Genomic DNA, 16,644 nt, shown 5'->3' with positions numbered 1-16,644 from the left:
GCGCTCTCCTTACATAAGCGATGCATGATTATTTACATACGGTGCGTATGAATATACGCTCTTATTCATACGCAACGTATGTATCTTCCATCCCAATGCAACTGACCTGCAAGCTGTTTTCAAGGAGATCCAGATGGCCACACCTTACCGGGAACTGTTCAAGGCGCCAGGCAGCGCGGGGTTCTGCATGGCGGGCTTGCTAGCGCGAGTGCCTCTGCCGATGACCGGGATTGGCATCATCACCATGCTGTCCCAATTGCGAGGCAGCTATGCGCTGGCGGGTATGGTCTCAGCGACATTCGTGCTGGCCTATGCGCTGGTTTCACCCCAGGTATCAAGGCTTGTAGACCTGAAGGGGCAACGCCAGGTGCTGCCATTCGCTACCGCAACAAGTGTCATCGGGCTATTGATCCTGGCTGCCAGCGGATTGTGGCACGCGCCTGACTGGAGCCTGTTCATCGGAGCATTGCTCGCCGGATTCATGCCCAGTATCTCAGCCATGGTGCGGGCCCGTTGGACAGCGCTTTATCGAGGCCAGCCCCAGTTGTCGACGGCGTACTCGCTGGAGACCGTGATCGACGAAATGTCCTTCATCCTTGGGCCGCCGCTGGCAATCGGGTTAGCCATCATGGTATTGCCTCAAGCGGCACTGCTGGTCGCAGCATCGTTACTGCTGTTCGGTGTGATTGCATTGCTTTTTCAGCGGGCCACCGAACCTGCGGTTGAGGCTCGGGGCCTTTCTTCTGCACGCTCACGTTCAGTCTTCCGATTATCGAGCGTACGGCTGTTGACGTTGCTGTTAATGGCCATGGGCGTCATCGTCGGCACCGTGGATATCGTCAGTGTGGCATTTGCCGAGCAATTGAACCGCCCGGCAGCAGCCAGTGGGGTGTTGTCGGTTTATGCGCTGGGCTCATGTGTGTCCGGGTTGTTGTTCGGCGCACTTCGCCCGAATGCGCCTTTGCATCGTCAACTGCTGGCGGGGGCATTGGCAACAGCAGCGACCACGTTGCCGCTGGTGGCGGTGAGCAGTATTCCCGCCCTTGCTTTGGCAATGCTGGCGGCAGGGCTGTTCTTCGCGCCCACCATGATCGTGGCCATGACGTTGCTGGAACGCCTGGTGCCCGAGCGACAAGTAACCGAGGGCATGACCTGGTTGCTTGCCGGGTTGAATGTCGGGGTGGCGCTGGGGGCAGCGGGGGGCGGCCGTATCGTCGACAACGCCGGTGTACAGTGGGGATTTTCCCTGGCGCTGGTAGCAGGCGTTGCCGTGCTGTTGGTGGCGTTCCGGACAGCGAGCCATCTACATATTCACCAGGCCTCGGCCCAGTCGGTCTCGTCGGGATGAGAGCTGCCGTTCACTCAACTAACGCAAGCCAGGGCCAACGCGCCTGGTAACTGGCGGCTTTCTGCCTGAACAAGTCTGGGCGCGGGTTCAGCTCGTTCATCTTCAGCAGGTCGTTTTGCAGGTCATCCAGGCCATGCGTGCTGTACAGCGCGCCCGTGCACACATCAACCCCAAGGCAGGTCGAGCGGATCAGGTAGCGGTCGATGCCATCCGTGACCTTGAGCAATGGAGAATAATCACCACCGAATTTAGCCTGGTACCACAGATGAACGCGGGCCTGGTTGCGCACTTCAACATTCACGCCCAGGTGCGCGCAGGCCTGCTGCACCCTGCTGATAACCCGGTCTTCTGCTTCCCAGGACAAGTCTTCGTCGAAGTAGGCGATGTCGTAATCCTTGATGCCCCGTTGGGCAGGCAGCCCGGCGCGGTGGTTCCAGACGGTCTGGAACAGCGCGCCTGCCACCAGCATGCAGTGGGGGATATCCAGCGTTGGCAGTACGGCCAGGAGCGCCCGGTTTACCGGGTTTTCGCGGATGATCGCCAGTACCTGCTCGTCAGTCAGTGAATGCATGGGGTCCGTCCTTGAGGGTTGCATTGCAGGAAGCCGAGCTTACCTGAATGGCGCCGGGGTCATGACTTGATACCGCTCGGCGCACTGCAACACCCTACAGGCGGGGGTCAATACTTCCAGGTCACCGAAGCCGTCAGGTTGCGTGGTGCGCCGTAGCTGGCGGTTGTCGCATTGTTGTACAGCGACAGCAGGTATTTGCGGTCGGTGACGTTGTTCAGGTTCAGCGACGTGCTCCAGTTGCTGTCGATGTCGTAGCTGGTCATCAGGTCGACCAGGCCGTAGGCGTTCTGGTGGATGGCGCTGTTGGTGTCGTTCTCGACGCCAGTCTGCCAGCTGACCCGGGCGCCAACCTTCATCTGTGGCAGGGTTGGCAGGCGGTAGGTGACCATACCGCGCACGCTGTGGGTCGGCACATATTTGCGCGCACGCTCGCCGTTGTCATCGTCAATGCGCACATAGGTGTAGCCAGCGAGCATGTCCAGCCCCGGTACCACTTCGCCGGAGGCTTGCAACTCTACGCCGTGGCTCTTGAAATCGCCCGGCGTGTAAACCTCCTTGACCCCGTCGAACCCCGCATCCACGGCCACGTTGCGCTGCTCGGTCTTGAACAGCGCAGCGGTCAGGTGCAGGTGGTCGTCCATCACGCTGCCTTTGAAGCCAACTTCCATGCTCTTGCCCTCCAGAGGGTCGAGCAGCTTGCCGTCGGTACCCACCACGTTGTACTGCGGGTTGTAGATTTTGGTCCAGCTGCCGTAGAGGCTCCATGCATCGTTCAGGTCGTAGACCAGGCCAGTGTACGGCGTGACTTTGCCATGGGCGCGTGTGAAGTGCTCTGAACCGTAGCTCTCACCCTTGCCGTCGGCACTGAGCATACGTGCACCGGCTATCCAGTGAAGGTTGTCCGCCAGGCTGAAGCGTGCCCCGGCGAATACGCTTTTCTGGGTGTCCTGGAAGTTCTGCGCCAGGCCCTCACTGGTGACGCCAAACGATGGCATTGGCGTGTTGCCCGCCAGGATGCCCGAGAACGAAGTGTTGAAGAAACTGCCGTGTTCCAGGTCTTCGTCATACTCCTGGCCTTTCTGATGGGTGCGCCCATACGCGGCCCCGAAGGTCAGTTGGTGCTCGCGACCGAACAGGCTGAACGGCCCTTGCACCTTGGCCTCGCCCAGCAGTTGGTGTGCCTCGCTGCGCGTGTGGTTGGCATACGCGTCGGCGACATCCCTGGAGACGCCCCCCACATACAGCATGTTGGTGTTCTGTTTTTCCTGCTGCCCGGTGGCCGTGAGCGTGGCGTTCCAGTCATTGCCGATATCATGCTTGAGCTCGACGAAGGCCCGCTGGGTGTGCAGGTTCCAGTAGGTCCACGGCTGCCCGATGCTGCTACTGCGCCCGCTGTAATGAATGGCATTGCCGTGGTTGTCCACCAGCGGCAGGTTGCCCCAGGTGCTGCCATTGGAGTCACTGTTGTGCTGGGAGAAACCCACGGTCACAGTGTCGGCGTCGGACACATCGAACGCCAGTAGGCCGGCAGCCACGTTGCGCTCGTGGCTGTAGCGGTCCATCCACGAATTGCCCTTGTCGTGGGAGTAGATGAAGCGGCCGCGCACATTGCCGCTGTCGGTCAGCGGGCCGGCTACATCGATGTCGATCCGGCGGCTGTCCCATGAGCCGACGCTGGTATCGACCTGCGCCTGGAAGGTGTCGGTCGGGCGCTTACGCACGAAGTTGACCGTGGCCGACGGGTTGCCGGCGCCGCTCATCAAACCATTGGCGCCGTGCAACACGTCGATCTGCTCGTATTCGGCCAGGTCCTGGTCGCCTACCAGCGTGCTGCTGACGAAGGGCATGCCAGTACCGTCGTATTCAAAGGTATTGATATCGAAGCCACGCGAGGTGAATTCGGTACGGTCGGTTTCGGTTTGCTCGACGGTTACCGATGGTGCTGCGCGCAGTGCGTCCTTGATACCGGTGATCTTGAAATCGTCCAGCGCCTGTCGGGTGATGGTCGTTACACCCTGAGGGGTCTGCTTGTCGGTCAGGCCCAGTTTGGTGGTACTGGATGCAGCCCGGCCTTCGTAGCCCTGGCTTACGCCATCTATCGCTTCGCTCGTGCTGTCGATCTGGGTCGCGGGCAGGGTGAGGTTGTCGGCGGCATGAACGACAGGCATGGCGCTGCATGCGCCGACCAGCAGGAGGCGGGCGGGGAGGTGACGTTTCAAGACGAATTCCTGAGGCGGGGAGTGGTAAAGGGTACGATTTCTATGCGAATGAGAAACTACATCAAATGGGAATTAATATTGATAAATAATGTTTCATGTTTCTTCACGTCCCCTAGGCATGGTCTGGGTTGTGGCGGATAGGCGCGGCGGCCCAGAACCCTGTTCCGTCCCTGTGGGAGCGGGCGTGCCCGCGAAGAATCCAACGCGGTGCATGGCACCGGCTGCGCCGGTGTTCGCGGGCATGCCCGCTCCCACAGGGCCCCTGCTAGATCAGTAAGAGATATGCAGTTCTGTGGGAGCGGGTTCACCCGCGAAGAGTACGACGCGGTGTATGACAGCGGTCGCAAGGCATGCCGCTGGTCACTTTGGTTTTGCAAGCAGTAGATTCGATTTCTTTTTGTACGATTATTTTCGTAGTGGTGGCGCTGATGTACGAAAATCAGTTTCAGGTAAGACCAGCGCGCAGTGATATCGGCGCTTGAATTAGCGGGAGTACCCAGATCATGAAGATTCTGTTTGAGGGTGATAGCGGAAAAGCACTGTGCGAGCACTGCCAGGCAGTGGTGCCCACTCGCTATACCCGACGGGATGTACCGTTCAGCGATGGCAGGGGGGTGGCCAAGGACATTCTGGTGGGGGTATGTACCCGTTGCGAGGTTGTGGTCGCGCTTCCACCGCAATCCACGCCAGCCATTCACGAGGCGCGCATGCAGCAGCTCAAGTCGATCGAGGCGCGTTTGCCGGCCGTCTACGTCGACGTGCTCGATGCGGCCATGCATGCAGTCACTAGTGAAGCGGGGGCCAACTTGCGCAAATTGTTCCTTGCCTACTATTTTCAGCAGTTGGCGCAGGTGGAGCGGTGTGGGCAATTGCAGGCTGCGCACCTGGGGTTCATCCAGGCGCTGGAAGAACAGCGAGCGCAGCGCGGGCTTGCGCGCTCCAATGCGACTCGGCGGCTGTCGATGAAGGTTAATCCGCACACGGCAAAGGACATGCTCGCGCTTCAACAGCAAACAGAGATGAACCAGACTGAGTTGCTGAAGGCGGTGATCGCCCTTATTCAGGCGGATGTCCTTGAGGCTCGGGATGATGAGGTGATCCTGGCTCTGCAGCGGCTGGCGCGGTTGGCGGTATAGTCAGCTTTGAACATTACTGCCTGTGCGTGGCGTAGCCACGTATTGGGCCCTTCGTTGATTCGCCACATTTTTGGTATTTCCTACACGATAAAGCCAGATTTTTCCCCTTCCCTGTAGTCCATTTCTGAATCATCCTTTTCAACCCGTTTCGCCATTGCGATGGAAACCTGAGCCCCCTAGTCTGCACCTGTCGTTGCAAATTCAACGGCCGGGTCTGCAAGCCCGGGGAAGTATCGAAAGCGTGCTCACCATCGAGCCGTTGGCCTGCGCCAATGGTCGTGCTTAATGGTGGCTGCGTGCGGGTGACCTTCGGGTCAGCCGGGTTTCTCGATCTTCCCCGGTCTTGCAGGCCCGTACGCAGCCGCCACCCATTCTCTGCAAGGGATGGGGTGTGGTTTTTTCTCACGAAATCGAGATGTGACCATGCTCAAAATAGTCCCGGATCCACCCGTTTCCCCAGACCCATCACACCATCTTGAAGACACCCTGATTCAGGCCACCGAATACGTGCTCTGCGCCTTATCCGTGGGCCATCACGCCATCTCCACGCTGCCCAAGTCTCCCGCCACCGTCATGACCTTGGCGGTGCTGCACGAAGTGGAGGCTGTGCGCTTGTTGCTGGAGTCGGCGATTGCGCAGGTGCAGCTCAAGGGCAAGCCGCAGATGCACAGCTTGCATTGATGGGCTGACATCAATCTTTTGCCAGCGGTGGATGGCACTGGCTGGCAGATTCAGAAGAGGTTCAAGATGGATAAAGAGTTGGATGACGACACCGGCAACCTGGGCCTGACCGTAGGTGCGGCCACGTTCCTGGACGGTATCATCGACGGCAAGAAGCTGTTCCGTGTCGAGCCCGGCAACTGCTGTGACCATGCTGTCGAGCAGGCTTCCGTGTTGATGGACTGCTCGCGGCGGGCATCGTTTATCGGGGTAATGGACAATGAACCGGTGCTGGTGTGGGCCTCGCACTTCCTTTGCGACATGGCCAAGGCCTTGATGGATGACGCCCACATGGGCATGCGCAAAAACCGGTGAGCTAGCAGCAAGCGGCGGTGTTGCGCAGGCAACAGTGATCCGACAGCGTGTTTGATCACATGCAGGCAACATCGCCGACTTTTATCGCCAACTCATTGAAAATAAAGCCATCCAGCTATTGGCACGCTTGCTGCTCCTGCCTCCTTGAACCCCAAGGACTCTCAAGGAGCCACCCCATGAGCCACACCCCGATCAAGTTCGCCTACTGGGTCCCCAACGTCAGCGGTGGCCTGGTGGTCAGTACCATCGAGCAACGCACCAGCTGGGACATCGACTACAACCGCAAGCTGGCGCAAATCGCTGAAAAATCCGGCTTCGACTACGCCCTGTCGCAAATCCGCTTCACCGCCGGTTACGGCGCCGACAACCAGCACGAATCGGTCACCATCAGCCACGCGCTGCTGGCCGCCACGGAAAAGATCAAGGTCATCGCTGCCATCCTGCCTGGCCCATGGAACCCGGCGCTGGCGGCCAAGCAGCTGGCGAGCATCGACCAGTTCACCAATGGCCGTATCGCCATCAACGTGGTCTCGGGCTGGTTCAAGGGCGAATTCCACGCGATCGGTGAGCCGTGGCTGGACCATGATGAGCGCTATCGCCGCTCCGAAGAATTCATCCGTGCACTCAAGGGCATCTGGACGCAGGACAACTTCACTTTCAACGGCGACTTTTATCGCTTCCGAAACTACAACCTCAAACCCAAGCCGCTGCAGCAACCGCACCCGGAGATCTTCCAGGGCGGCAGTTCGCGTGCGGCGCGGGACATGGCGGCGCGGGTGTCGGACTGGTACTTCACCAACGGCAACAGCGTGGAAGGGATCAAGGCCCAAGTGGACGATATCCGCACCAAGGCCGCGGCCAACGGCCACTCGGTGAAGATCGGGGTGAATGCCTTCATCATCGCCCGCGATACCGAGGAAGAAGCGCGTGCGGTGCTGCAAGAGATCATCGACAAGGCCAACCCCGAGGCGGTGCGAGCGTTCGGCCAGGAGGTAAAACATGCCGGGGCCGCCAGCCCGGAGGGCGAGGGCAACTGGGCCAAGTCCAGTTTCGAGGACCTGGTGCAGTACAACGATGGCTTCAAGACCAACCTGATCGGCACGCCGCAGCAAATTGCCGAACGCATCGTAGCGCTGAAGGCGGTGGGGGTGGACTTGATCCTCTCCGGGTTCCTGCATTTCCAGGAGGAAGTGGCGTACTTCGGCGAGCACGTGCTGCCTTTGGTGCGCGAGCTGGAAGCGGCGCACAGCGCTGACAAGGCAGTGGCCTGAGACCCATCAGTTAAGCAGTATGGGCGTTCATTGGGGCTGCTGCGCAGCCCATCGCAGGCAAGCCAGCTCCCACAGGTACTGTGTGAAACTCAAAGTTTGCGCGGTCTTTGTGGGAGCTGGCTTGCCTGCGATGGGCCGCACTGCGGCCCCATTGGCCTTAACTGACTGACATTACCCCTTGGCCCGTCAATACCGCTGCAAGTGCTCGGCAAATGTAGCCCCGTGATACCGCTCACGGAACAACCTACGCTCCACCAGCCGTGGCACCACTTCATCCAGAAAGCTGTACACCGAGCCAAACGAGCCCCCCGGCGCGGCAATGAAGCCATCCATCACCCCCGCCTCGGCCCAGTCGGCAATCTCTGCTACGGCATCATCGACCGTGCCAATCACCTGCCAGTGCGCCGCCGACAACACTTCCGGGCGCATCAGCAGCTCTTCTGGCAGCAGCGATTCACGCTCGATCAAGCGCCGTAGCAGGCTTACATGGGTCCGGCTGGCGCCGGGCAGCAGTTGCAGCGGCGGCAAGTCGGCTGCGTGAATGCGTCGGTCGCTCGGCCAGTTGGCCAGGTCGATGCCGATCATCTTCTCGATGGCGGCGTACTTGCGTGCCTTGTCTACCCGGGCGTGGGTTTCCATGAACAGTTCGCGTGCCTGCTGGCGAGTGGGTGCCAAATACAGGCTCAGGCCGGGCAACAGGCGAACATCGTCGGCCTGGCGGCCGTGTTTTTGGGCTCGGCGAGACAGGTCTCGGCGCAGGTCCGCCGCCGCGGCCTGGTCGGGTGTAGGGGCAAAGACGATGTCGGCAATGCGGGCAGCAAAGTCACGACCGCTGTCGGATGCCCCCGCCTGGATCAGCGGAATGCGTGCGCCCTGTTCGGGCAGGTTCAGCGGGCCCTGTACCTGCAGGAATTCGCCTTGGTGGTTGATTGGCTGTACGTGCGCCGGGTCGGCGTAAACACCGTTTTCGCGGTCGATGCGCAGGGCCTGCTGCGGGAAGCTGCGCCACAACCGCTGCACCACCTCGGTGAACTCGGCGGCGCGGGCATAGCGCTCTTCGGCACTGGGCATGGCCGCCAGGCCGAAGTTCTCGTGGCCTTGCAGGGCAGTGACGATGTTCCAGCCGACCCGGCCTTGGCTTAGCCAGTTAAGTGACTGCAACTGACGCGCAACCAGGTAGGGGGGGAAGAAGGTGGTCGAAACAGTCGACACCAGGCCGATACGGCTGGTTTCGCGGGTGAGCGCGGCCAGTAGCACGGTGGGGTCGAGGCTGGTGAAGCCCGAGCCGCTTTCCAGGGCATCGGTCACCACGCAACTGACGTCGGGGCGGAACACGAAGTCCAGGTGCGCGGCTTCGGAGCGGCGGGCGATGTCCATGGCGAAGTCGCTGCCGAACAGCGTTTCGACGCGGCTGTCGGCACGCCGCCAGCCCTCGCCGCTGAGCCAGGTAGGGGCAAGCGACATACCGATGTGCAGGCCTTTGTTGAATGTCATCAGGGTCTCCGGTTGCTGGCTGTGGAAGATCTGGGGCCGCTTTGCGCCCCTTCGCGGGCACGCCCGCTCCCACATGGATCGCACTGAACCTGTGGGAGCGGGCGTGCCCGCGAAGGGGCGCAAAGCGGCCCCGGTTGGTTTCAGAAGGCGCCTTTGATGCCTACGCCCACGATACGCGGCTCGGTCATGCTCGCTTCGATACCGCCGATGCCCCGGTTGGTTTGCATGTAGGACGGGGTACGCTCGTCAAACACGTTCTTGACGTAGGTGTACAGTTGCACCTGGTCGCTGAAGCGGTAGCTCATGCGCGCATCGGCCACGGTGTAGCCGTCGATGGCATAGCTTTTGGTGTTGGCCACGTCCGAGTAGTAGCCGTCGATGTGCCGCACCTGGGCATTGAGGTTCAGGCGGTCGGTAATGTCCCAGCTCGGGCCGAAGCTGACGGTGTAGCCAGGTGAGCGGGCAAATTCGTTGCCGGCGTAGCTGCTGTTGGCGTCGATGTCGTCGATGCGGGTTTGCAGGGCGCCGGCGCTGGCCTTGAGGGTCAGGTTGTCCAGCACCCGGTAGTCCGCCGACAGCTCGAAACCATAGGCATGGGCCTTTTCGGCGTTGATGGTGTAGGACTGGGTCAGGCCAGAGGCAAGCACCACCGGGATGTTGTACTGGGCATCCTGCATGTCCATGTAGAACAGGTTGGCGTTCAGGTGCAGGCGGTCGTCCAGCAGGCTGGCGCGGGCGAACAGCTCGTAGTTCCACATGCGCTCATCGTCGAATTCCTCGAAGCGCTTGCTGCTCAGGTTCAGCGATACGCCGCCCGGGTTGTAGCCGCGGCTGACCATGCCGCCGACGGTCCATTGTGGGGTCAGGGCGTAGGCCAGCGACACTTTGGGCAGCAGTGCTGTAAAGGTCTTGTCGTAGTCCAGCCCGTTGGCGGCGAACGGCGAGGTGCCGCTGCGCTGGATCTGGTCCTGCTGCAGGCGCAGGGCGGTGGTGAGCGTCCAGCGGTCATTCAGGCGGTAGCTGACTTCGCCGAATACGCCCAGGTTGCGCTTGGTGTCGTCGAAGTCCGAGATGCCGCCGTAGTACAGGACTTCGTCCGAGTCGGTGCGTGCCAGGTACAGGCCGGCCATACCGCTGAAGGTGTCTTGCTGCTCGCCGAAGGTGATGCGGCTTTCGTTGGAGAAGTTTTTCTGCCGGATGTCGGCGTCGCCGCCGTTCGCCACGCCAATCACCCGGTGCACGTTGGACAGCGAGTACTGGGTCTGGTTGAACAGCTTCATGCCGTTATCCAGCTCGTAATCCACGTCGACAATGTGCGTGTTGCTCTGCTGGTGCCAGCTGGGCATGGTGGCGCCGGTGTGGTTCAGGTCGTGGAATGGCCGCGAGGCTGCTTCCTGGGTGGGGCGGTTGGAGTCGCCGTGGGCGAAGGTGTACTTCAGGCCCAGGCCGGGTACCGCCGCGGGCAGCCACAGCAGCTTGCCGCGCAGGTTCAGGGCGCGGAAATCCTGGTCGGTGTTGTGGCTGGCAAACGAGGGGTTGGTGTAGTCGATGAAGGTGTCGCGCGCCGAATAGTCCAACGCCAGGCGCCCGGCGAGGTTGTCGGTGAGTGGCCCGGACACCGCCAGCGAACTGCGCCGCGAGTGATAGCTGCCGATCTCGGCCTGGTAGGCCGCCTCGGGGTCAAAGGTCGGGTCCTTGGTCTTGACCACGATGGCACCGGCGATGGCGTTGGCGCCTTGGCTGGTGGTCTGCGGGCCGCGATACACCTCGATGCTGTCCACGTCCCACACCGACGGTGCCCCAAAGTACATCTCGTTGTAGTTCAGGTAGTGCCCGTCGAGGTTGATGGTGGCACGCGGCACGGTGCCGCCCCAGAACACGTTGGCGCCGTTGTTCGGGCCCTGGGTGTCCTGGCCGCGAATGATCGGCGCGCCCACCGAGTCGGTGTAGATCACGTTGGGCACGTCGTTGAGCACTTCGTGCACCGAGGCGTTGCCGGTCTTGAGGCTGTCGATTTCGCTGGCACTTTTTACCGACACCGACGAGGCGGTGTTGCGCAGGTCTCGTTCGACCTTTTCGCCGCTGACCAGCACAGGGCTAAGCACCAGTTGCGAGCTACCGGCAGTGGGGGCTTGTTCGGCCAGGGCGTGGGGTGCAGCCAGCAGGGTAGACAGGGTCAGCACACCGAATCCATGGCTGATCGAGCGTTGCGCAGGGTACTTCAAGACAACCTCCAAATGAGAACGATCCTCGTTTGCGGTGCAAGGTATCATGGTGCCATTGTATTCCGCAATAAAGAATCTATTCCTCAAAGTGGTATGGTGGTGCCTGCGTTTGCCAGCACCCGCGCCAGGCCGGGGTTGCTGACGGTATGATAGGCAGCCGCGCTAACCGGCCACCGTGATGGCGCCTGGCAGGATAATCAGAAATGAGGAGATAGCCCCGTTGAACACTTTGCAGTCCCCCGCCGACACGGAGCCGGAAAGCCCGGGCGAGAAGCGTTCCGGCACCATCCAGTCGGTGTCGATCGCTGCGCGGTTCCTGAATGTGCTGGCCAATGCGGAGAACGAACTGAGCCTGGGTGAGGTGGCCCGCCGCACCGGTACCGGCGGTTCCACGGCGCACCGCTACCTGCAGAGCCTGGTGAAGGAGGGGCTGGCCAGGCAGGACCCGGCCAGCGCGCTGTACGACCTGGGCCCGGCCGCGCTCAGCATCGGCATTGGCGCCCTCAAGCGTGTGGATGCTGTTGAAATTGCCGCCCGGCACATGAAGGGGCTGGCCCAACGGCATGCCGCCAGCGGTGGGGTGGCGATCTGGACCGACCGTGGCCCGACCCTGGTGCGTTGGTACCGCAGTGCCTATTTCTCGATCAACCCGCTGGCGTTGGGCGACATCCTGCCCATCGACAACACCGCCTGTGGGCTGATCTTCCAGGCGTTTCTGCCCAAGGCCACCATCGATGCCGCACGCAAGTTGCAGCCTGCGCATTTTCGCGGCACTGCGCCCAGCGCCAAGGTGCTGGAGCAGATCCGCCAGCATTGCTGGGCCGAACTGACCAGCCACCTGCTGTCCAGCGTGACTGGCCAGGCGGCGCCGGTGTTCGATGCGCAGCAGGAGATTGTTTGCGTGATGACCACCGTGACCGACCTGGGGCAGTTGCGGGCACCGGAGGACCGCCAGGCGTTGTTCCATGAAGCAGGGCAGGTCAACCAGGCTACGGGTGGGCGCATGCTGGGTGCGCCAGCGCCGGTTTTACCGGAATAAGCACCTTCGCTACCCGGCCGGGTGAAGGTTGCAACCTCGTGTGATCCCTGTGGGAGCGGGCGTGCCCGCGAACACGGGCGAAGCCCGTGCCATCCAACGCGTCGCCTGTTTCGCGGGCACGCCCGCTCCCACAATTTCTACTGCCTGAACTATTTGATTTTGCCGGCCTCGGTAAGCCGCCCTCGCGGCACCAGCATCGGCGTACCGCTCACCGGGTCCTCGATCACCAGCCCCGACAACCCGAACACCCGCTGCACCAACGCCTCGGTAAATATCTCCGCTGGCGCACCTTGAGCAACGATGGCGCCGTCGCGCATCGCCACCAGGTGGCTGGCGTAGCGGCAGGCCTGGTTCAGGTCATGTAGCACCGCCACGATGGTACGGCCCTGGTGGTTCAGGTCGCGCAGCAACTCCAGCAATTCGAACTGGTGGGCAATGTCCAGATAGGTTGTGGGCTCGTCCAGCAGCACCAGTGGGGTGTCCTGCGCCAGCACCATGGCAATCCACACGCGCTGACGCTGGCCGCCAGACAACGCCTGCAGCGGCCGTTCGGCAAGGTCTTCGATGCCGGTTGCGTGCATCGCCCGCTGTACCGCCTGCTCATCTTCCACCGACCACTGTTGCCACAGGCGCTGGTGCGGGAAGCGGCCACGTGCGACCAGCTCGGCCACGCGGATGCCGTCCGGTGCGTTGGCGCTCTGTGGCAACAGGGCCAGGCGCCGGGCCACGTCCTTGGCGGGGCGTTGCTGGATGTCCTGGCCATCCAGCAGCACCTGGCCGCAACTGGGGGCCAGCAACCGCGACATCGCCGCCAGCAGGGTCGACTTGCCGCAGGCGTTGGGGCCGACAATCACGGTAAAGGCGCCATCGGGGATGTCCAGCGACAGGTCGTGCGACAGCGTTCGGTTATCGCGGCGCAGGGTCAGCGCGCGGGCTTGCAGGCGTGGGCTCATGGTGGGTCCTTGGCAACACGAAATTTGCGGAACGTATTCTACATGATGGAATTATCTGCATGAGAAGTATTATCATGCGCAGCTGACTCCTCCAAGGCGAAGCCCATCGATGAAGCGTTTTCGAGTTTGTGCAGCACTGGCCGCCGTCGCCCTGACGCTGGCTGGCGTAATCCCGACCGCAGCGGCCACACCTGCGCGCATCGTCTCTACCACCCCGAGCGTGACCGGCATCCTGCTGGCCATGCAGGCTCCGCTGGTGGCCAGCGCCGCCGCCACGCCCAGCCGGCTGACCGATGGCAAGGGCTTTTTCTCGCAGTGGGCAGCCGTGGCTGACCAGCGTGATGTGCAGGTGCTGTACCGCAACCTGCAGTTCGATATCGAGGCCGTGGTGGCCAGCGCGCCTGACCTGCTGGTGGTATCTGCAACCGGGGCGGACAGTGCTGCGCCGCACCTGGCGGAGTTGAAGGCCCAGGGCGTGCCAACCCTGGTGGTGAACTACTCCAACCAGTCCTGGCAGGAACTGGCCACCGAACTGGGCGCACGCACCGGGCTGCAACAGCAGGCCAAGGCCGTGATCCAGCAGTTCGACGACTACACCCGTGAAACGGCAGCTCGCCTGCAGCCTTCACCAAGGCCGGTGGTTTTGGTCGGCTACAACATCGGTGGCAGTTATTCCATCGGCCGCACCTTCAGCCCGCAGGCCCGGCTGCTGACGGCCCTTGGCTTCCAGGTGCGGGAGCTGCCTGAGGCCATGGCAGGGCAGGTGATTCGCGCCACCGAGTTCCAGTTCATTTCCCGCGAGAACCTGGCCGCTGCCATTGGTGATGCCGATGTGTTCCTGCTAAGCGCCGACGATAATGACGCCCAAGCCTTCCGCGACGATCCGGTGCTGGCCAACCTGCCTGCGGTGCAGCACCAGCGCGTGTACCCGCTGGGGCCCAGTTCGTTCCGTATCGACTACTACTCCGGGCGGCAGATGCTCGACACCGTTGCCGGCTACTTCCGCTGACCATGGCTGGCCAAACCTTGCGCCCTGCGCTGTTGGCAGGGCTGGTGCTGCTGTTGGTGGCAGCGCTGGCGAGCCTGTTGATCGGCTCGCACCCGATTGCCTTCGACGTGGTGGTCGATGCCCTCTACCATCCCGACCTGCATAACGATGAACACCTGATCGTGCGCGAGCTGCGCGTGCCACGCACGCTGGTGGCGTTGCTGGCAGGCCTGGCGCTGGGCGCGGCAGGCACGGTGATGCAGGCGTTGACGCGCAACCCATTGGCCGAGCCGGGGCTGCTGGGCGTCAATGCCGGGGCTGCGCTGGCAGTGATCCTTGGCGTTGCGCTGTTTGGCCTGACCCAGGTCAGCCAGTACATTCCACTGGCCTTCCTGGGTGCCGGTATCGCCGGTGTTGCCGTTTTCCTGCTTGGCCAGGCGGGGGCTGGCGACAGCAACCCGGTGCGCCTGGTACTGGCCGGGGCGGGGCTGAGCATGCTGCTGGCCTCGCTCACGGCGATTGTGGTGCTCAACACCCCGCCGCAGGTCTACGACCATTTTCGCAATTGGGCGGCAGGCTCGTTGGCGGGCAGCAGTGCGGCGGCGTTGCCATTGCCGACCTTGGCCATCGCGTTGGGGCTGGCCCTGGCGGCAGCCTTGATGCCGCAACTCAACGCGCTGGCGCTTGGCCGTGATCTGGGCCGGGCGCTGGGGGTGAATGTGCGTCTTACCTGGGCGTTGGCTTGCGTGGCGCTGATGTTGCTGGCTGGCAGTGCTACTGCCATTGCCGGGCCAATCGGTTTCGTCGGCCTGGTGGCGCCACACCTGGCACGCTTGCTGGTTGGCCCGGACTACCGGCGCATGCTGCCGTATGCTGCCTTGATCGCTGCCCTGTTGCTGCTGGGCGCCGATCTGCTTGGCCGGGTGCTGGCAGCTCCCGCGGAGCTGGCGGCCGGAACCTTGGCGCTGTTGCTGGGTGGGCCGGCCTTTATCGTACTGATCGGCAGGTTTCGCCTATGTCAGCTATGAAGGGGTTGCGCGTGTTCCGGTGTGGGCCGCTAAGCCTGCGTTTCAGCCTGCGTGCAGTGCTGGTCGGTAGCCTGTTGGCGTTACTGGTGATGGGCCTGGCGGTGCTGCTGCTGGGCACGGGCAGCCTGCCGATTCGCGCAGACCAGGTATTGGCCAGCCTGATGGGGCAGGGTGACAGCGCGATGGTGGAGCGCATTGTCAGCCGCGTGCGTTTGCCGCGGGTGCTCACGGCGGTGCTGGTGGGCGCGGCGCTGGGCATGGCCGGGGCGATCTTCCAGTCGATCGCTCGCAACCCGCTGGGGTCTCCCGATGTCATCGGCTTTACCACCGGTGCGGCGAGTGGCGCGATTGTGCAGATCATTCTGTTCGATGCCGGGCCGTTGGCCACCGCGTTGGCGGCGGTGGCGGCTGGCATGCTCACGGCATTGCTGGTGCTGCTGCTGGCACGTCGAGGGCATGGCAGCCAGGGCTATCGGCTGGTACTGGTAGGTATTGGCATGGGCGCCACGCTGTCGGGCCTGAACCAGCTGTTGCTGGTCACCGGTGACCTTGACCAGGCACTGTTCGCCCAGCTGTGGCTGGCCGGTTCGCTCAACACCCGCACCTGGGCCCATGTGCTACCGGCAGCGCTGGGGCTCGCGCTGATAGTGCCGTTGGCTTTGCTGCACGGGCGTGAACTGGCGCTGATGGAAATGGGCGATGGTACGGCCAGCCAGTTGGGGGTGGCGGTGGAGCGTTCGCGATTGCGGCTGGTACTTGCCGCCGTTGGCCTTACAGCTATTGCCACTGCCGCCGCTGGGCCCATTGCCTTTATTGCCTTGGCCGGGCCGCAACTGGCACGGCGGTTGACGCGTACCGCCGGGGTGCCGCTGATGTGCGCCGCCATGATGGGCGCAGCGTTGCTGCTGGTAGCCGACTGGTTGAGCCAGCGCCTGGCGGCGACGGCGCAATTGCCAGTCGGGTTGGTGACCGGGGTGTTGGGCGGTTGCTATTTGCTGTGGTTGATCACCGCCCAGCGACATGGTTAAGGGCTTCATGGCACTTACTCGCCCTCTGTGGGAGCGGGCGTGCCCGCGAACACCGGCGTAGCCGGTGCCATTTACCGCGTCGCCTGCTTCGCGGGCGTGCCCGCTCCCACAGGGATCGCGCAGGTTTCATGCTCACGCTGTACCTGCGGGCGCCGATGCGTTGGGGCAGTAAGACCTTGCGTCGGTTTCAGACCGTGCATGGTCGCTCGCACACAACCCTCTTGCGTAACAAGTGCCATGCTTGAAGGATGCCCAAGGACCAGCGTGCGCAGATGCGCGGCCCTGGGCAAGGAGGCCGTCAGCGCCGCG

General features: G+C 62.6%; 15 protein-coding genes. 10 read left to right on the top strand and 5 right to left on the bottom strand.

All coding sequences use genetic code 11. From position 1 onward, the window contains the following. The first annotated feature begins 133 nt into the window (after positions 1–133). Positions 134–1,348 (top strand): MFS transporter, encoded by a 1,215-nt coding sequence (locus tag ACFY9W_RS17725; RefSeq protein ID WP_391132491.1) that lies wholly within the window; start codon positions 134–136, stop codon positions 1,346–1,348. A 10-nt stretch (positions 1,349–1,358) separates the two neighbouring features. Here the strand turns inward: ACFY9W_RS17725 and ACFY9W_RS17720 are convergent, their stop codons facing one another. Continuing rightward, positions 1,359–1,919: a nucleotidyltransferase family protein gene (locus ACFY9W_RS17720; RefSeq protein WP_391132489.1), complete on the bottom strand. Its 561-nt coding sequence runs from the start codon at positions 1,917–1,919 to the stop codon at positions 1,359–1,361. A gap of 107 nt (positions 1,920–2,026) precedes the next feature. Then, entirely contained in the window at positions 2,027–4,087 is a 2,061-nt protein-coding gene (locus ACFY9W_RS17715; RefSeq protein WP_391132620.1) for a TonB-dependent siderophore receptor, read from the bottom strand. Positions 4,088–4,488: 401 nt separating this feature from the next. On the opposite strand from ACFY9W_RS17715, the gene ACFY9W_RS17710 reads away from it, so the two are divergent. From ACFY9W_RS17710 to sfnG, 5 genes are all read left to right on the top strand, one after another. Next, on the top strand, positions 4,489–4,620 hold the full coding sequence (locus ACFY9W_RS17710; protein ID WP_391132487.1) for a hypothetical protein: 132 nt from the start codon (positions 4,489–4,491) through the stop codon (positions 4,618–4,620). Between the two features lie 21 nt (positions 4,621–4,641). Continuing rightward, positions 4,642–5,274: a hypothetical protein gene (locus ACFY9W_RS17705; protein WP_391132485.1), complete on the top strand. Its 633-nt coding sequence runs from the start codon at positions 4,642–4,644 to the stop codon at positions 5,272–5,274. Between the two features lie 423 nt (positions 5,275–5,697). Then, complete coding sequence (locus ACFY9W_RS17700) at positions 5,698–5,955, top strand: hypothetical protein (RefSeq protein ID WP_391132484.1); 258 nt, start codon at positions 5,698–5,700, stop codon at positions 5,953–5,955. A gap of 66 nt (positions 5,956–6,021) precedes the next feature. Beyond that, positions 6,022–6,309: a DUF3077 domain-containing protein gene (locus ACFY9W_RS17695; protein ID WP_391132482.1), complete on the top strand. Its 288-nt coding sequence runs from the start codon at positions 6,022–6,024 to the stop codon at positions 6,307–6,309. A 176-nt stretch (positions 6,310–6,485) separates the two neighbouring features. Then, the gene (gene sfnG / locus ACFY9W_RS17690; RefSeq protein ID WP_391132479.1) at positions 6,486–7,580 is read left to right on the top strand and encodes a dimethylsulfone monooxygenase SfnG; all 1,095 of its coding nucleotides are present in this window, start codon (positions 6,486–6,488) and stop codon (positions 7,578–7,580) included. A gap of 186 nt (positions 7,581–7,766) precedes the next feature. On the opposite strand, the gene ACFY9W_RS17685 is transcribed toward sfnG, so the two are convergent. Continuing rightward, complete coding sequence (locus ACFY9W_RS17685; protein WP_391132477.1) at positions 7,767–9,074, bottom strand: NtaA/DmoA family FMN-dependent monooxygenase; 1,308 nt, start codon at positions 9,072–9,074, stop codon at positions 7,767–7,769. Between the two features lie 140 nt (positions 9,075–9,214). Then, the gene (locus ACFY9W_RS17680) at positions 9,215–11,299 is read right to left on the bottom strand and encodes a TonB-dependent receptor domain-containing protein (RefSeq protein ID WP_391132475.1); all 2,085 of its coding nucleotides are present in this window, start codon (positions 11,297–11,299) and stop codon (positions 9,215–9,217) included. Between the two features lie 220 nt (positions 11,300–11,519). On the opposite strand from ACFY9W_RS17680, the gene ACFY9W_RS17675 reads away from it, so the two are divergent. Beyond that, positions 11,520–12,338 carry a helix-turn-helix domain-containing protein gene (locus ACFY9W_RS17675; RefSeq protein ID WP_391132473.1) on the top strand — a complete coding sequence of 273 codons (819 nt, stop codon included), beginning with the start codon at positions 11,520–11,522 and terminating at the stop codon, positions 12,336–12,338. A gap of 149 nt (positions 12,339–12,487) precedes the next feature. Here ACFY9W_RS17675 and ACFY9W_RS17670 read toward each other — a convergent pair whose 3' ends face one another. After that, a complete protein-coding gene (locus tag ACFY9W_RS17670; protein ID WP_391132471.1) occupies positions 12,488–13,291 on the bottom strand; it encodes an ATP-binding cassette domain-containing protein in 804 nt (267 codons plus the stop codon). A gap of 109 nt (positions 13,292–13,400) precedes the next feature. On the opposite strand from ACFY9W_RS17670, the gene fepB reads away from it, so the two are divergent. The 3 genes from fepB to ACFY9W_RS17655 are packed head-to-tail and all read left to right on the top strand — an operon-like array spanning position 13,401 to position 16,335. After that, positions 13,401–14,300 (top strand): Fe2+-enterobactin ABC transporter substrate-binding protein, encoded by a 900-nt coding sequence (gene fepB, locus ACFY9W_RS17665; RefSeq protein ID WP_391132469.1) that lies wholly within the window; start codon positions 13,401–13,403, stop codon positions 14,298–14,300. 2 nt (positions 14,301–14,302) lie between these two features. Further along, a complete protein-coding gene (locus tag ACFY9W_RS17660) occupies positions 14,303–15,307 on the top strand; it encodes an iron chelate uptake ABC transporter family permease subunit (protein ID WP_391132467.1) in 1,005 nt (334 codons plus the stop codon). After that, positions 15,304–16,335, top strand: coding sequence for an iron chelate uptake ABC transporter family permease subunit (locus ACFY9W_RS17655; RefSeq protein WP_391132618.1), 1,032 nt, complete (start codon positions 15,304–15,306; stop codon positions 16,333–16,335). The genes ACFY9W_RS17660 and ACFY9W_RS17655 overlap by 4 nt, the downstream gene beginning before the upstream one ends. Positions 16,336–16,644: the final 309 nt, after the last annotated feature.

The organism is Pseudomonas sp. NPDC008258, assembly GCF_042956345.1.
GTDB lineage: Bacteria > Pseudomonadota > Gammaproteobacteria > Pseudomonadales > Pseudomonadaceae > Aquipseudomonas.
The sequence above is the reverse complement of the archived record's forward strand: the minus strand, read 5'-3'. Positions and strand labels throughout refer to the sequence as shown.

Bases quoted from the DNA above. Each gene is read 5' to 3' on its own strand.
- ACFY9W_RS17720 (WP_391132489.1), bottom strand. From the start codon at position 1,919: ATGCATTCACTGACTGACGAGCAGGTACTGGCGATCATCCGCGAAAAC.
- ACFY9W_RS17660 (WP_391132467.1), top strand. From the start codon at position 14,303: ATGGCTGGCCAAACCTTGCGCCCTGCGCTGTTGGCAGGGCTGGTGCTG.
- sfnG (WP_391132479.1), top strand. From the start codon at position 6,486: ATGAGCCACACCCCGATCAAGTTCGCCTACTGGGTCCCCAACGTCAGC.
- ACFY9W_RS17715 (WP_391132620.1), bottom strand. From the start codon at position 4,087: ATGCCTGTCGTTCATGCCGCCGACAACCTCACCCTGCCCGCGACCCAG.
- ACFY9W_RS17700 (WP_391132484.1), top strand. From the start codon at position 5,698: ATGCTCAAAATAGTCCCGGATCCACCCGTTTCCCCAGACCCATCACAC.
- ACFY9W_RS17725 (WP_391132491.1), top strand. From the start codon at position 134: ATGGCCACACCTTACCGGGAACTGTTCAAGGCGCCAGGCAGCGCGGGG.
- ACFY9W_RS17710 (WP_391132487.1), top strand. From the start codon at position 4,489: ATGCCGCTGGTCACTTTGGTTTTGCAAGCAGTAGATTCGATTTCTTTT.
- ACFY9W_RS17655 (WP_391132618.1), top strand. From the start codon at position 15,304: ATGAAGGGGTTGCGCGTGTTCCGGTGTGGGCCGCTAAGCCTGCGTTTC.
- ACFY9W_RS17695 (WP_391132482.1), top strand. From the start codon at position 6,022: ATGGATAAAGAGTTGGATGACGACACCGGCAACCTGGGCCTGACCGTA.
- ACFY9W_RS17670 (WP_391132471.1), bottom strand. From the start codon at position 13,291: ATGAGCCCACGCCTGCAAGCCCGCGCGCTGACCCTGCGCCGCGATAAC.
- fepB (WP_391132469.1), top strand. From the start codon at position 13,401: ATGAAGCGTTTTCGAGTTTGTGCAGCACTGGCCGCCGTCGCCCTGACG.
- ACFY9W_RS17685 (WP_391132477.1), bottom strand. From the start codon at position 9,074: ATGACATTCAACAAAGGCCTGCACATCGGTATGTCGCTTGCCCCTACC.
- ACFY9W_RS17705 (WP_391132485.1), top strand. From the start codon at position 4,642: ATGAAGATTCTGTTTGAGGGTGATAGCGGAAAAGCACTGTGCGAGCAC.